Source organism: Streptomyces endocoffeicus (genome assembly GCF_016741935.1).
GTDB lineage: Bacteria > Actinomycetota > Actinomycetes > Streptomycetales > Streptomycetaceae > Streptomyces > Streptomyces endocoffeicus.
On sequence record NZ_JAERRG010000003.1, the window covers coordinates 377,231 to 391,534 of the forward strand.

The window sequence follows — 14,304 nt, forward strand, 5'->3', positions numbered from 1 at the left end:
TCCATGGCCGTCCATGGCCGTCCATGGCCGTCCATGGCCGTCGATGTCCGGGGCGCGGGGGGTGTCCTGCCTCAGGCGCTGGGGACGAGGGAGTCGTCCTCGGGGTGGGCGCCGGGGAGCTGGTGGCGGGCGGCGATCAGGGCGGCGTCGATGTCCCGGGTGCCGGTGCGCGTCAGTTGCTCATGACGCGACGCCAGATGGCGACGGTGGTCGCGGTCGCGGCGGAGTAGTCCTTCCCGGGGGAGCAGGCGGCGCGGTAGAAGGTCCGTTCCGTCAGCCAGCACAGTGCGTGGGCTAGCGCGGCGGCTCCGTCGGGACCGCCCTCGTCGGGGATCCCCGCCCGCGTCAGCACCTGGGTCATGGTGCGGGCGAAGGCGTCGACCGTGTCGTTCCAGGCGGTTCCGATCACGGGGTGCAGCGCGGAGTAGTCCACGGCCGCCCGCATGACGGTGCCGTGCTCGCGCCAGACCCGCTCCACCCCGTGGACGGCCCGTTCCATCACCTCGACGGGTGAGGAGGCCGCGTCCTGCGCCGTGCTGTCGGCCTCGGCCCGGATGGTGCGCAGGGTGCGCTCGACGAGGGCGGCGAGGACCTCGTGCTTGTTGCCGAAGTAGAAGTAGAGGGAGCCCCGTGAGATCCCGGCGCCTTTGGCGATCGCCTCGACCGTGAGCTCCTCGAGGCCGGTGTGCTCGAGCAGCGCCTCGGCGGCGTCCAGGAGGGCCTGCTCGCGCAGGTCTCCCTTTCTCGGGGCGGCACTGCGCCTTCCCACGGTGATCTCCCCTGATCGGCTCTTCCGAGCACTGTACTTCCGCCGGACAAGGGGCTGGGGCGTGGCCCTTGTCCGGCGCCGGGTTCACGCGTGTGCCACGGAGGTCAGCTGCCGGCGATCTGCGCCCCGTCGGGGAAGTCCGTCGTCCGCGACAGCTTCTCCCAGCCGCGGATGTCGTCGTCCACCGCCTGCCGGGCCGCCGCGACCAGGCGCAGCGCGTCCGAGCCCAGCACCAGATGGCCGGGGGGCTCGGGGACGTCGAGGATGTGCAGCAGCGCCTCGGCGGCCTTCCGCGGGTCGCCGAGCTGGTTGCCGCTGGCCGCCATCCGCGCCTCGCGGATCGGCGTGAACAGCGCGTCGTAGTCGGTGATGGTGCGTTCCGCGCGCGTCATCGACCGGCCGGCCCAGTCCGTACGGAACGAGCCGGGCTCGATGGCCGTGACATGGATGCCGAACGCGGTGACCTCCTTACGGATGCTCTCGAGCATGCCCTCCAGCGCGAACTTGCTGCCGCAGTACGCCGACATCCCGGGCACCGCCATCAGACCGCCCATGGAGGTCACCGCCATCAGATGGCCCGCACGGCGCTTGCGCATATGGGGGAGGACGGCCTGCAGCGTCGCCGCGGCCCCGAACACATTGGTCTCGAACTGCGCCCGGACCGCCGACATCGGTGTCTCCTCGAAGATCCCCTCCAGGCCGTACCCGGCGTTGGCGATGACCACATCGAGCGGACCGACGGCCGCCTCGACCTCGTCGACCACGGCGCGTACGGCCACGTCATCGGTGACATCCAGCCGACGGGCGTGCGCCCGTCCCGGCGCCCGGGCCTCGAACGCCTCCCGGTCGGCTTCCCGGCGCACGGTGCCGACCACCGTGTGCCCCGCGTCGAGCGCTCCCTCGGCGAACGCCCGGCCGAGCCCGCTGCTCACACCGGTGATCAGGAAGGTCTTCATCTCTGCTCACATCCCTTGGCCGCGGCAGCCGCGCCGCGCATAGGCTCCGGCCTCTCCTCTCAAAAACCTACACCACGTCGATTTTTTTCGTCGCGCCGTTACCGCTCGCCTTCGCCGCGTGGCTGGACGCGGAAGTCGAAGGCGAGGGTGCCGGGATCAAGCGCCGTGGTGCCACCGTCGACGGTGAGCGTCGCGCCGTTGACGTAGGACGCGGCGGGGGAGAGCAACCAGCTGATCGCTTCCGCGACCTCGCGCGGGTCGCCCGGGCGGCCCATGGGCAGGAGCCGGGTCGCCTCCTCGTAGGCGCCCTCCACGCTGCCGTCCTCCAGCCCCGCCTCCGTGGCGAAGCGCGCCATGCGCCGGTCGGCCATCTCGGTGCGCACCCAGCTCGGGCACACGATGTTGGCCCGCAGCCCCTGGCGCCCGTAGTCCACGGCCAGGGAGCGGCAGAGTTGCAGCAGGGCCGCCTTGGACGTCGCGTAGGCGGCGTTGCCGCTACCGTTTCGCAGGGCGGCCACCGAGGCGACCGCGACCACCGCGCCGCGCGTCCGCAGCAGGTGGGGGATGGCCGCACGCAGGAGCAGCAGCGGGCCGGTGACGTTGATGCGCATCACCTCGTCCCAGTCCTCGAGCGACAGGTCCCCCACGGCTCCGCTGCGCCCGATGCCCGCGTTGAGCACGAGCCCGTCGAGCCGGCCATAGGAATCCAACGCCGCCTGGACGAGACCGGTGGCGGCCTCGGGGTCGCCGACATCGGACGGATGGGCCAGCGCCCCTGTCTCCTCCGCGATACGCCGCAGTGGTTCGGGCCGCCGCCCGGATATGACCACGTGGTGGCCCGCCTCGCGTAAGAGACGGGCGCCGGCGGCCCCGATGCCCGTGCCCCCGCCTGTCACGATGACAACTCGCTGCTCTGCCATGCCCGTTCAAGCCTCCTGTCGCGACATCAACCAAGAGTGCTCGATCGTACGCGCCGCGCACCCGGCGGCTCAGGCGGCGACCGTGTCCCGGTAGCTGCCGAGCCTGCCCTTGTGGAAGACCAGGGGCTCCCCGGGCCCGGTGGACATGCGCAGTACGCGGGCGATGACGATGAGGTGGTCGCCGCCGTCGAGCTCCTGCTCCGGTTCGCAGTCGATCCAGGCGACGGCGCCGTTGACGCGCGGGGCGCCGTCGGGGGAGGGGTGCCAGGGCACATCGGCGAACTTGTCGCCGCTCTTGCGGGACAGCGACCGGCACACCGCGTCCTGTCCCTCGGCGAGGACGCTGGCGCTGAACCGGCCGCCGAGGCGGACCTTGGGCCAGCTGCCGGAGGTGCGGGCGATGCTGAAGGCGACCAGCGGAGGTTCGAGGGAGAGCGATGCGAAGGTGCCGACGATCAGGCCGACGGGCTGCGCCGAGGCCGGCTCGACGCCCGTCACCGCCACCACACCGGTGGGCAGATGGGACATGACGTGCCGGAAGTCCAGCTGGTCGATCCGGAGACCGGAGGTGGTGGGCGGGGCGGTGGTCATGGTGACGCTCCCTTCGATGTGGTGGAACGGATGAGAACGGCCGCGTGGTGGAACGGGTGAGAACGGCCGCGTGGTGGAACGGATGAGAACGGCCGCCGGTGCGCCGACGGTCAGCCCAATGCGTTGACGGGTCAGGCCAGTGCGCCCACGGCGCCCGGCAGTTGGCCGTCCTCCCACCGCGCGGCGCGGATCGTGGAGGCCGGGTGGTCGGGCAGGGTGCGGCGCCGGCCCGCGCCGTAGAAGCTCTCGCGGAGGGTGGTGGCCCGCTCGTCGTAGGCGTCGCGGGCCAGGCCTTGCCGCCGCAGCTCCGGGAGCGCCAGCTCGATGAAGTCCTCCCAGCCGCCGGGCTTGGTCGCGTAGCTGAGGTTGAATCCGTCGAGGTCCGCCTCGTCCCGCCAGGTGCGCAGCTCGGCGGCGACGGTCCGCGGGGAGCCGACGATGACCGCGCCGGTGCCGCCGATGCCGATGAACTCGGCGATCTGCCGGGAGGTCCAGGTCCGGGTGGGGTCCGCCTTGGAGAACATCTCCACGATCGAGCGCGAGCCGTCCACGTCCGCGTACTGGAGCGGCATGTCCGGGTCGAGCGTGCTCAGGTCGATCCCGGTCCAGCCCGCGTACCGGGCCAGCGCGCCCTCGTAGCTCACGTTCGCCAGGTGCCGCTCGTACTTCTCCCGCGCCTGTGCGTCGGTGGGCGCGACGATCACGGTGATCAGGGCGAGGATCTTCACGCTCCTGGGGTCGCGGCCCGCCTGTGCGACCGCGGTCCGGATCCGGTCGACGCTGTGCCGGGTGAGCTCGGGCGTCATCGTGTTCACGAAGACCGCTTCGGCGTTCCGCGCGGCGAAGAGCAGGCCGCGCGAGGAGGCGCCGGCCTGGAAGAGCATGGGGGTCCGCTGCGGCGACGGCTGGCACAGGTGGACGCCGGGGACCTCGAAGTAGGTGCCCTTGTGGCCGATGGGGTGGATGCGCCGCGGATCGAGATAGGCGCCGGCCTCCGCGTCGCGGATGACCGCGTCGTCCTGCCAGGAGCTCTCCCACAGCTTGTAGCAGACCTCCAGGTACTCGTCGGCCATGTCGTAGCGCTTGTCGTGCGGGATCTGCGTACCGAGCCCGAGGTTGCGCGCGGCCGATTCGCTGTAGGAGGTGACGATGTTCCAGCCGACCCGGCCCGCCGTCAGATGGTCCAGCGTGCTGAACTTGCGGGCCAGCGCGTACGGCTGCTCGTACGTCAGGGACGCGGTGACGCCGAAGCCCAGGTGGCGGGTGACCGAAGCCATCGCCGAGACGATCAGAGCCGGGTCGTTGATCGGGAACTGGGCGGCGTCGCGCATCGCGGCGTCGGGGGACCCGCCGTAGACATCGTGATATCCGACGGTGTCGGCGAAGAAGATGCCGTCGAAGCAGGCGTCCTCCAGCATCCGAGCCGTGTCGGTCCAGTAGTCCACGTCGGTGTAGCGCCGGCCCTCGTCCTCCGGGTGACGCCAGGAACCCGCGGTCAGATGGGCGGGAGCGGCGACGTCGAAGGCGAAGAACTTCAGCGGCTGACTGCTCATGCTGCGCTCCAGGGCGAGAGGCGGGGCCTTCCTGCGGTGGGAGTTCCGCAGAGCACCTGAGGTGGGGAGAGTAGGAGCCTCCGACGTTCAGTATGCGAACGCGGCGTCCATATTCAGCATGCTGGAGTCTCGCGAGGGCCGGTGTCAACAGGTGGGCCCGACGCGGCATGTGCCCACGGCGGGGCGGAGTCGATAAATCGTCTACGGGGGCCCGGGAGTCCGGGAGTCCGGGAGCCCGGGAGGGCATGCCGGGGCCGCCGGCCCCGGGGGCGGGGCGTCCGGATCTACGGGGTGTCCGGCGGACCCGATGCTTTCCCCTCCCCGCCCCTTCCCGCTACCAGGGGCGAAGCCCCTGGACCCCGAGGTCTGGGGCGGAGCCCCACCACGCGGCGGAGCCGCATATCGATGCCGCGGGAAGGGGCGGGAAGGGGCGGGGAGAGGAGCGGCCCGCCGCGGGCGTCACGATCCGTCGGAGACCCCTAGGCGGACGGCGGGTCCTGCCAGAACGCCTCGGTCAGGCGGTCGACGACGGATCGCATCTCCTCGAGGGCCTCGGGGATCCGGTCCCGGCCGAACCGGTACCGGGGCCCGTCGAGGGCCAGGATCGCCACCAGGGTCCCGGACGAGTCGCGGATCGGGCGCGCCAGGGACAGCAGCTCTTCCTCGAGTTCGTTGTCGATGACGCCGAAGCCCTGCTCGCGGACCTGCTCCAGATCCTTGAGCAGGGTCGCGCGATCGGTGATGGTGCGCGAGGCGTAGGGCTCCAGCCGCTCCGGCAGGAGCGCGAGCACCTGCTCCACGGGCATCTCGGCGAGCAGGACCTTGCCGGTGGAGCTGGCGTGCAGGGGGTAGTGCTCGCCGACCATGTTCCGCGGCACGATGCTGACCACATGGGAGCCCGCGGCCTCGGCGATCAGCTCGACCCCGCCCCTGAGGTCCGGCACCGACAGGGTCACCGACTCATTGAACCGGTCCGCCAGTTCCTGCAGCAGGGGCTGGGCGCGGGCGGCGAGGCCCGCGTGGGGGTCCGCGTAGCGGCCGAGCCGGGCCAGCTCCCAGCCCAGGATGTAGTTGTTGTCGACGCGGTCGACGAGCCCGCTCTGCTCCAGGCTGTACAGCAGGCGGAAGGCGGTGGGCCGCGAGATCCCCGCCGCCTTGGCGAGGGTGGTGACGGTGGCTCCGGACCGGGGCTGGGCCGCCAACTCGCGGAGCAGCCGGACGCCTTTGGTCACGGACTTGTTGGTCATGTCCGCCGGTCCGGACGCGTCGCTCATGGGGCCCTTTCGTCGTGCGGATCGTCATGCGGAGTCGCTCCGCGTGCGACCTTTCCCTCCACCGTACCGTCGGGCTGTTCGGGGAGTGAACGCCGTCACCGGGGGGAGCCGGGAGCCGCGGCCGCGCGAGGTCTTGACAGCGGGGTGGCGCATGCGGCCCACTATCCGTACGCGCTGAGCTGAACGTCGCGTTCACTTCGTGGACGCGCCTCGGAGTCGGGACTCTAAGAAGGAGGACTCACTTGCCCGGGCAGGCAGACGTCGTCGTCATCGGGGCCGGAGTCGCCGGCCTGATCACCGCTCGCGAACTCGGCCGGAAGGGAGCGCGGGTCGTCGTCCTCGAGGCCCGCGACCGGATCGGCGGCCGGACCTGGACCGATCACCGGCTGGGGCGGGACCTGGAGATGGGCGGCACCTGGGTGCACTGGGTCCAGCCGCACGTCTGGGCGGAGATCACCCGCTATGGCCTGGAGATCACCCGTGGCCCCCGCTCGGAGGAGACCTACTGGCTCGCCGGGGACCAGGTGCGCCGGGGGACCCTGGACGACTTCATGCGGCTCATCGACCCGGGCATGACCCGGCTGCTGGAAGACACCATGAAGTGGATCCCCCGCCCGAACGCGCCGCTGACCGTCCCACGGCTGGCCGACGTCGACCAGTTCAACCTCCAGGAGATGCTCGACGACCTCGAGCTGTCCATCGACGAGCGGAACGCCAACGAGGCCGCGTGGGTCGGCCACTTCAACGCCCCGCTCGACCAGTGCGCCTACACCAGCGCCCTGCGCTGGACCGCCGCCACCGCCGGGTCCTGGCACCTCATGCACGAGGCATCCGCGATCTTCCGGCTCACCGGTGGCACCCGGAGCCTGGTGGAGGCCATCGCCGCCGACGCGGAAGCCGACATCCGCCTGTCCGCACCGGTGCGTTCCCTCACCCACGACGCCCACGGCGCCGAGATCACCTACGGAGACGGAGACACCATCACCGCCCGGCGTGTGGTGATCACCGTGCCGCGGAACGTCCTGCACCAGCTCGACATCACCCCCGCGCTGCCGGACGGCAAGCTCCGCCCCAGCCTGGAGGGGACCGCCTCCCGTGGCGCCAAGGCATGGATCCGGGTCCGCGGCCCCATCAAGCCCTTCTTCGCCTACTCCTCCCAAGCCCACCCCCTCGCCGTCGTACGCACCGAGTTCATCGGGGAGGACGACGCCGTGCTGGTCGCCTTCGGCCCGGACTCGACCCGGATCGACGTCAACGACCCACAGGCCATCGACGCGGCACTCAAGGTCTGGCGCGACGACCTCGAGGTGCTCGAGGCCGGCGGCCACGACTGGATGGCCGACCCCTACTCCCAGGAGACCTGGCTGATCCAGCAGCCCCACCAGCTCACCCGCTACCACCGCGCCCAGCAGGAGAACACCGGAGTCCTGCACTTCGCCAGCAGCGACTACGCGAACATCTGGGCCGGTTTCATCGACGGCGCCATCGAAAGCGGCACCCGAGTGGCCCGCCAGGTCCAGGTGGACCTCCGGCGGACCGCGACCTGAACCACCGTCATCAGGCGGAGTAAAGGCGGCGCACCCGCTCACGCGGGTCCAGCTCCGCAGGATGAGACACCAAAAGGTGTCCATTGACAGCGGCTCTCGTGGTCACGACCATATGGGATATGCATTCAACGCATCCGGGCGTGCTCTGCCGCTACGTGGACTATCTGCGCACCTCCAGCGCCCTCTGTCGCTGACCGGGCGGTCGCACCGCCCCCGGAGGCCCGGCACCCGTAGCTGATCACCTCCTGCCACCGGCCCGGCCCGGAATACCTCTCTCCCTCGGCACCGTGCGTTCCGTGTGCGCGTGTGTCCGCCGCTCCCTGCGCGTACAACTCGCCTGCCCCGAAAGGCAATTGACCCATGCCCGCATCCGCTCCATCGCTCGCGTCGTCGGTCGAGTTCATCGGCATGATCGAGACCCAGGAGGTCTCCGAGACCCGGCCCGCCACCGGTCCGGCGATCGACCCGGAGTACACCACCCGCTTCGCCCGCGCCCACGAGGACGCGGGCTTCGACCGGATCCTCATCGGCTACAGCTCCCGTCGGCCCGACGGAACCCAGGTGGCCGCACATGTGGCGGCCCGCACCGAGCGGATCGGCCTGCTCATCGCCCACCGCCCCGGTTTCGTCGCCCCGACCCTCGCCGCGCGGGGCTTCGCCACCCTCGACCAGTTCACCGGCGGACGCGTGGCCGTGCACACCATCACCGGTGGCAACGACGCGGAGCAGCGCAAGGACGGCGACTTCCTGGGCAAGGAGGAGCGCTACGAGCGCACCGACGAGTACCTGGGCATCCTGCGGCGTGCCTGGTCCTCCGCCGAGCCGTTCAGCCACGAGGGCCGCCACTACCGGTTGGAGGACTACTCCTCCCAGGTCCTGCCGCACCGGGCCACCGGCATCCCGCTGTACTTCGGCGGCTCCTCCGAGGCCGCCTACCGGGTGGGTGGCAAACACGCCGACACCTTCGCGCTGTGGGGCGAACCGCTCGCGGAGACCGCCGAGCAGATCGCCTCCGTACGCGCCGCCGCGGCGGCCGCCGGACGTGCCGAGGCGCCCGGGATCAGCGTGTCCTTCCGCCCGATCCTGGCGGCCACCGAGGAGCTGGCCTGGGAACGGGCCCACCGCGTCCTGGACACCATCAGGACCGGGACCGGACGCCCGTTCTTCCACCAGCGGAACGGCGAGCGCGCACCCCAGAACGCCGGATCACAGCGGCTCCTCGCGGCCGCCGCCAGGGCCGACCGCCACGACCGGGCGCTGTGGACCCCCACCGCCACCGCGACCGGCGCGGGCGGCAACACCACCGCCCTCGTCGGCACCCCGGAGACGGTCGCCCGGGCGCTGCTGGACTATGTGGACATCGGCGCCACCACCCTGCTCATCCGTGGCTACGACCCGCTCGACGACGCCATCGACTACGGCCGCCACCTGATCCCCCTCGTACGCCAGGAACTCGCCCACCGCGCCGCCACCACCCCGGCCGCCCTGTCCGGGTGAAACGCTCCGCGACAATGGAACGGCAATGGTGTGCGGCGGAGTACGCCGCGGACGCTGGAGGAATCCTGTGCCGCTGACCTCGAAACCCCTGCGCAAGCTGGGCTTCTTGACCATTGGGCTGTTCGACGAGGCCGACCCCCGCCGGGGCCATGAGTCGACGCTCGAGATCATCGAACTGGGCGAACGGCTGGGTTTCGACAGCGCCTGGGTGCGCCACCGCCATCTGCAATACGGCATCTCCTCTCCGACGGCCGTTCTGGCGGCGGTTTCGCAGCGCACCAGCCGCATCGAACTGGGCACGGCCGTCATCCCCATGGGATGGGAGAATCCGCTGCGGCTGGCCGAGGACCTGGCGACGGTCGACATCCTGTCCGGGGGCCGCCTCAACCCGGGGGTCAGCGCCGGTCCGCCGAACCACTACGACCAGGTCAAGGGCGCGCTCCACCCCGACACCGCCGACGCCGAGGAGTTCGGCCACGAGCGGGTGCGACGGCTGCTGGACTGCGTACGCGGCGAACGGGTCACCGACTTCAGGGGTGTCGAGGGCTTCGAGGTGTTCTCCGACCGCGTCCAGCCGCACGCCCCGGGGCTCGGCCGCCGCATGTGGTACGGCGGCGGCAGCCTGCGGTCGGCCCAGTGGGCCGGTGAGCATGGAATGAACCTGCTCACCAGCAGTGTGGTGAAGGCGGAGGAGTCGGAGGACTTCGCCGAGATCCAGCTTTCGCACATCCGGACCTTCCGCGCCCACCACCCCGACGGCGACCGTGCCCGTGTCTCCCAGGGGCTCGTCGTCGTCCCCACCGACACCGCCTCACCGGAGCAGCGCGCGAAGTACGAGCGGTACGCCCAGCAGCGGCTGCCGCGTACCGCCACGCCCCAGGGGCCGGCGCGGATGATGTTCGCGCCCGATCTCGTCGGCACCTCCGAGGACATCGCCGAACGGCTCACCTCGCACGCCGCGTTCCGGGAGGTCGAGGAGGTGGCGTTCGCGCTGCCCTTCACCTTCGACCACGAGGACTACGTCCAGATCCTCACCGACATCGCCACCGAGCTGGCCCCGGCACTGGGCTGGCGACCGGCCCCGTAGCGGTTATGTGTGAGAGTGGCCGTGCTGGTGTGAGTGTCCGTGCCCGTGGCCATGCGCGTGCCCGTGGCCATGTCCGGCTCCCTCGGACGGCGCGGGCAACGGGTCCCCGGCGCGCAACGGCGCCGCCTCGTATCTGCCCTCGTGGGCGACGATCGGCCGCCGGTCGCCCGCGAGTTCGGGGTACCTCTCCTCCAGCTTCTGCCGGGACTCGGCGGTGCGCCGCATGGCGGTGACGTAGTCGCGGTCGCCGCGGTAGGTCCCCTTCCAGGTCTGCGGCATCCGCTCCGGCGGCGGTGGCACGGCGGCGGTGCCGCCGAGGGCGAAGCTGCTGGGGATCTTGCGGGTCGCGGTCCCGCACTCCGGGCAGTTCGGCAGCGGGGCCGTGAACGACTGGATCACCTCGAAGCGGTGCCCGGCCTCGCAGGCGAGTTCATAGATGGCCATCGGTCCTCCTCACCAGAGCGACAGCGAGCGGTCGAAGATCCCGGCGAGGTCGTCCTCGGTGACCTCGCGCGGGGCGGTGGCCAGCAGCCGCTGCTGCTTCATGGCGCCGTCCACCAGTGCGGGGATGTCGCCCCTGTCGTAGCCGACACCGCCGATGCCGTCGGGCATGCCGATGTCACGCATCAACCGCTGGATCGCGGTGGGCAGATACTCGGCCGCGTCGGCGGGCCGTTCCATCCCCGGGGCGAGGAGTTCCGCCGCCCGCAGATGCCGTTCGGGCTGGGCGCTGAAGGTGAAGCGGAACGCCTCCGGCGCGGTGAGCGAGACGGCCATCCCGTGCGGCACCATCGGCTCGTGTGCGGGGTAGCCGGCCGGGTGGAAGTCCTTCACCCGCCCGGCGATCGGGTAGGCGTTGGCGTGCGGGATGTGCACACCCGCGTTGCCGAAGCCGAGACCGGCGAAGGTGGCCGCCAGGGCCATCTCGGAGCGCGCCTCGGGATCGTCCCCGTCGCGGACCGCGGTACGGAAGGACCGCGCGAGCAGGTGCAGCGCCCGCTCCGACCACGCGTCGGAGATGGGGTTGGCGCCGCAGTACGGCACCCGCTGCTCGGGGTGTTTGCGCGGGTAGGTGTCGTACGGGCGGGCCGTGTAGCTCTCCAGCGCGTGGCACAGGATGTCCATACCGCTGGCGGCGGTCACCCCGGCGGGCAGGGTGAAGGTCAGGTCCGGGTCGATGACCGCGAGCGTGGGCCGCAGCCGGGCGTGGCTGATGCCGGTCTTCACCTTCAGCTCCAGCACGTCGAGCACGCAGATGGTGGTGGACTCCGAGCCGGTTCCGGTGGTGGTGGGGACCGCGACCAGCGGTTTGAGCGGGTGCTCGGGCGCCAGCGCCCTGCCCACGGGCGCGTTGATGTAGTCCATCAGCGTGCCGGGGTTGGTGCTGAGCAGGTTGACGGCCTTGGCGGTGTCGATGCTGGAGCCGCCGCCCACCGCGACGAAGGCGTCCCACGGGCCCGACGCCCGCGCGTGGTCGACCGCCTCCCGCAGACTGATATCGGTGGGCTCCACGTGCACGCCGTCGAAGACATGGGCCTCGATGCCGAACGCGGTCATCCGTTCGGCGATGCGGTGGGGCGCGCCGGTGGCGGCCACCCCGGCGTCGGTGATCACGAGGACCCGGCGGACCCCGTGCTGGGAGAGGTCGAAGCCGATCTCGTCGGATGCTCCCGGCCCGAACTTCAGCGCCGGGGCGCCGTAGGTGAACACGGACTCGGGTCGGGCCGGAACGGTGCTGCTCATACGCGTCCCTCCTGGGGATCGGGATAGGTCCCGGCGGCGCGGCGAGCCGGGCTCGGAGCGCCGGCCGGGTCCGGACGATCAAGCGTAGAAGCCATCGGGGGCGAGCCGCATCGAGCGCAGCTGCTCGGCGTCGTGGCCGAAGACGACGGTGGCGTCCGACCGCTCGGCGATGCCGCGGATCTTCTCCACCGAGGCGTACCAGGCGGTCAGGTCGTTGACGATGGCGGCGGGGGTGGCCGGCGGGCCGTAGGAGTCACCCATGTAGACGGCGTCCGAGGTGAACAGCATCGTCCCGGTCTCCTCCAGGTCCACCTTCATCGACATGGTGCCGGGGGTGTGCCCGGGGGCCTCGATGAGGGTGACACCGGGCAGGATCTCGGTGTCGCCGCTGACGGTGTCGAAGTCGGCCGCCGCGTAGTCCGTCTTGAGGTGGGCACCGTTGAAGGCGCCCTCGAAGCCGAAGGCGAACTCCTTCTCCTTCTCGTGGCACACCAGCCGCGCGCCGGTGCCGGTGAACATGCCGATGTTCCCGGCGTGGTCGAAGTGCAGATGGGACAGGACCAGATAGTCGATGTCCTGTGGCTGGACACCGAGCTGGCCGAGCCGTGCGTCGAGGTACTCCTCCTCGCTCACCTGGTCGTAGGGGAAGTACTCCTGCAGGCCGGTCGGGGCCCAGCGGGTCTCCCAGTCGCGGGGGCAGCTGGTGTCCCACAGCAGCGTCCCCTCGGGGGTCTCCACCAGTACGCAGTGGGTGGTGCAGGAGTACCACTCCGGGGGCCGCTCGTGCTCGGTGCGCGTCCGCATCGTACGGCCCGCCTTGAGCAGCAGCCACGTCAGATCGCAGCTCATCGCTCCGCAGCTCAGGACGTGGACCTTGTTCGCGGTCTTCGCGGTCTTCGCGGTCATAGTGCTTCACCTCCGGTGGGACGGCCGCCGCCCGAGGGCGCCGGGCGGCGGTCATGGATCAAGGGGTCTGGACGGACTTGGTGTGATCGGGGGCGTGTTCCGGCTGGAGGTCGCACCCCCGGGATTCGCGGACGACGAGCGCGCACACCAGCCCGACGAGCGCCGCGCCCGCCCAGATGGAGGCGATCGGCCAGGAGGCGCCGTCGGCCGCGCCGACCAGGGCGCCCGCGACGAGCGGCACGAACCCGGCCACCACACCGCCGAGTTGATAGCCGATCGAGGTACCGGTGTAGCGGACGTCCGCGGGGAAGAGCTCCGCGTACATCGCCGCCGTGGGCGCGTACATCCCCGCGTGTGCCACGGCGAGCGCGAGCAGCATGGCCAGCCAGGTGAGCCCGGTCTGCCCGGCGGCCAGCAGCCAGAAGAACGGGAAGGCGAGCACGGCCGCGAATCCGGCGGCGCCCAGGAACACCGGGCGCCGCCCCCAGCGGTCCGACAGCGCGCCGAAGCAGGGCACCGCCAGCCCCTCGGCCACCGCCGCGATGAGCATCCCGGTCAGCAGCACACCCCGCGACAGATCGAGCTGCGAGGAGCCGTAGGACAGCACGAAGACCGAGACGATGTAGAAGGGGACACCGGCCGAGATGTACATGCCGATGGTGAGGGCGATCGCCTTCCAGTGGTGGCGGAACGCCTCCATGGCCGGCATCTTGCGCGCCTGCCCCGACGCCTTCACCTGGGCGAACGTCTGGGTCTCGGTGATGCGCGAGCGGAGGAACAGCCCGACCGCGATCAGCACGACGCTGAGCAGGAAGGGGATGCGCCAGCCCCAGGCGAGGAGGTCGTCATCGGGCAGCGTGGAGACCACCGCGAACACGGTCGACGACAGCACCAGCCCCAGCGGCACCCCCATCTGCGGCAGGCTCCCGTAGAACCCCCGCCGGTCGCGTGGCGAGGACTCCACGACCATCGTCACCGCGCCGCCCCACTCGCCACCGACGGCGAACCCCTGGAGGAAGCGCAGCGTGACCAGCAGGACGGGCGCCCAGAGGCCGATGGTCTGGTAGCCCGGCAGCAGGCCGACGACGACGGTCGCCGCGCCCATCAGGAACAGCGTGAGCATGAGCGCGTTCTTGCGCCCTACGCGGTCCCCGAAGTGACCGAAGATCACTCCGCCGAGCGGGCGGGCGATGAAGCCGACCGCGAAGGTGCCGAACGCGGCCAGGGTGCCGGCCGTCGGCGAGAAGTCGGGAAAGAACTCCGTGCCGAAGACCAGCGCCGCAGCGAGGCCGTAGATGTAGAAGTCGTACCACTCGATGGTGGTGCCGATCATTCCGGCCAGGGCCGTTCTGCGGATGGCCGCCTGGGATGCCTGGTGATGTCCTTCGACTCTGGTGTCGGGTGCCGCGTCGGCGACGGGGATATGGCTCATTGCGGGTGCGCTGCTCTCGTCTTGGGGAG

13 protein-coding genes and 1 pseudogene are annotated in these 14,304 nt (G+C 71.2%); 3 read left to right on the forward strand and 11 right to left on the reverse strand.

All coding sequences use genetic code 11. The features are described from left to right. Window positions 1-71 precede the first annotated feature (71 nt). From JK364_RS58030 to JK364_RS11840, 7 genes and pseudogenes are all read right to left on the reverse strand, one after another. A pseudogene (locus JK364_RS58030) lies at window positions 72-167 on the reverse strand (DUF5133 domain-containing protein); the annotation flags it as partial. 5 nt (window positions 168-172) lie between these two features. Beyond that, window positions 173-769: a TetR/AcrR family transcriptional regulator gene (locus JK364_RS11815; RefSeq protein WP_201850434.1), complete on the reverse strand. Its 597-nt coding sequence runs from the start codon at window positions 767-769 to the stop codon at window positions 173-175. A 104-nt stretch (window positions 770-873) separates the two neighbouring features. After that, on the reverse strand, window positions 874-1,725 hold the full coding sequence (locus JK364_RS11820) for an oxidoreductase (RefSeq protein WP_201850436.1): 852 nt from the start codon (window positions 1,723-1,725) through the stop codon (window positions 874-876). A 98-nt stretch (window positions 1,726-1,823) separates the two neighbouring features. Beyond that, on the reverse strand, window positions 1,824-2,645 hold the full coding sequence (locus tag JK364_RS11825; protein ID WP_201850438.1) for an SDR family NAD(P)-dependent oxidoreductase: 822 nt from the start codon (window positions 2,643-2,645) through the stop codon (window positions 1,824-1,826). A gap of 69 nt (window positions 2,646-2,714) precedes the next feature. Beyond that, the gene (locus JK364_RS11830) at window positions 2,715-3,236 is read right to left on the reverse strand and encodes a flavin reductase family protein (RefSeq protein ID WP_201850440.1); all 522 of its coding nucleotides are present in this window, start codon (window positions 3,234-3,236) and stop codon (window positions 2,715-2,717) included. A gap of 131 nt (window positions 3,237-3,367) precedes the next feature. Beyond that, a complete protein-coding gene (locus JK364_RS11835) occupies window positions 3,368-4,789 on the reverse strand; it encodes an LLM class flavin-dependent oxidoreductase (protein ID WP_201850442.1) in 1,422 nt (473 codons plus the stop codon). Between the two features lie 479 nt (window positions 4,790-5,268). Further along, the gene (locus tag JK364_RS11840; RefSeq protein WP_201850444.1) at window positions 5,269-6,063 is read right to left on the reverse strand and encodes an IclR family transcriptional regulator; all 795 of its coding nucleotides are present in this window, start codon (window positions 6,061-6,063) and stop codon (window positions 5,269-5,271) included. A gap of 242 nt (window positions 6,064-6,305) precedes the next feature. On the opposite strand from JK364_RS11840, the gene JK364_RS11845 reads away from it, so the two are divergent. The 3 genes from JK364_RS11845 (at window position 6,306) to JK364_RS11855 (ending at window position 10,194) form a co-directional block, all read left to right on the forward strand. Then, a complete protein-coding gene (locus tag JK364_RS11845) occupies window positions 6,306-7,610 on the forward strand; it encodes a flavin monoamine oxidase family protein (protein WP_201850446.1) in 1,305 nt (434 codons plus the stop codon). 360 nt (window positions 7,611-7,970) lie between these two features. Beyond that, window positions 7,971-9,107: an LLM class flavin-dependent oxidoreductase gene (locus JK364_RS11850; protein ID WP_201850448.1), complete on the forward strand. Its 1,137-nt coding sequence runs from the start codon at window positions 7,971-7,973 to the stop codon at window positions 9,105-9,107. A gap of 67 nt (window positions 9,108-9,174) precedes the next feature. After that, complete coding sequence (locus tag JK364_RS11855) at window positions 9,175-10,194, forward strand: LLM class flavin-dependent oxidoreductase (RefSeq protein ID WP_201850450.1); 1,020 nt, start codon at window positions 9,175-9,177, stop codon at window positions 10,192-10,194. 3 nt (window positions 10,195-10,197) lie between these two features. Here the strand turns inward: JK364_RS11855 and JK364_RS11860 are convergent, their stop codons facing one another. The 4 genes from JK364_RS11860 to JK364_RS11875 all read right to left on the reverse strand — a co-directional run bounded on the left by JK364_RS11860 (window position 10,198) and on the right by JK364_RS11875 (window position 14,275). Beyond that, window positions 10,198-10,638: an FmdB family zinc ribbon protein gene (locus JK364_RS11860; RefSeq protein WP_201850452.1), complete on the reverse strand. Its 441-nt coding sequence runs from the start codon at window positions 10,636-10,638 to the stop codon at window positions 10,198-10,200. A 9-nt stretch (window positions 10,639-10,647) separates the two neighbouring features. Next, window positions 10,648-11,937 carry a hydroxyacid-oxoacid transhydrogenase gene (locus JK364_RS11865; RefSeq protein ID WP_201850454.1) on the reverse strand — a complete coding sequence of 430 codons (1,290 nt, stop codon included), beginning with the start codon at window positions 11,935-11,937 and terminating at the stop codon, window positions 10,648-10,650. Between the two features lie 78 nt (window positions 11,938-12,015). Continuing rightward, complete coding sequence (locus JK364_RS11870) at window positions 12,016-12,843, reverse strand: N-acyl homoserine lactonase family protein (RefSeq protein ID WP_201850456.1); 828 nt, start codon at window positions 12,841-12,843, stop codon at window positions 12,016-12,018. 58 nt (window positions 12,844-12,901) lie between these two features. Beyond that, complete coding sequence (locus JK364_RS11875) at window positions 12,902-14,275, reverse strand: MFS transporter (RefSeq protein ID WP_201850458.1); 1,374 nt, start codon at window positions 14,273-14,275, stop codon at window positions 12,902-12,904. Window positions 14,276-14,304: the final 29 nt, after the last annotated feature.

Bases quoted from the DNA above. Each gene is read 5' to 3' on its own strand.
- JK364_RS11820 (WP_201850436.1), bottom strand. From the start codon at position 1,725: ATGAAGACCTTCCTGATCACCGGTGTGAGCAGCGGGCTCGGCCGGGCG.
- JK364_RS11850 (WP_201850448.1), top strand. From the start codon at position 7,971: ATGCCCGCATCCGCTCCATCGCTCGCGTCGTCGGTCGAGTTCATCGGC.
- JK364_RS11860 (WP_201850452.1), bottom strand. From the start codon at position 10,638: ATGGCCATCTATGAACTCGCCTGCGAGGCCGGGCACCGCTTCGAGGTG.
- JK364_RS11835 (WP_201850442.1), bottom strand. From the start codon at position 4,789: ATGAGCAGTCAGCCGCTGAAGTTCTTCGCCTTCGACGTCGCCGCTCCC.
- JK364_RS11840 (WP_201850444.1), bottom strand. From the start codon at position 6,063: ATGAGCGACGCGTCCGGACCGGCGGACATGACCAACAAGTCCGTGACC.
- JK364_RS11825 (WP_201850438.1), bottom strand. From the start codon at position 2,645: ATGGCAGAGCAGCGAGTTGTCATCGTGACAGGCGGGGGCACGGGCATC.
- JK364_RS11830 (WP_201850440.1), bottom strand. From the start codon at position 3,236: ATGACCACCGCCCCGCCCACCACCTCCGGTCTCCGGATCGACCAGCTG.
- JK364_RS11875 (WP_201850458.1), bottom strand. From the start codon at position 14,275: ATGAGCCATATCCCCGTCGCCGACGCGGCACCCGACACCAGAGTCGAA.
- JK364_RS11865 (WP_201850454.1), bottom strand. From the start codon at position 11,937: ATGAGCAGCACCGTTCCGGCCCGACCCGAGTCCGTGTTCACCTACGGC.
- JK364_RS11870 (WP_201850456.1), bottom strand. From the start codon at position 12,843: ATGACCGCGAAGACCGCGAAGACCGCGAACAAGGTCCACGTCCTGAGC.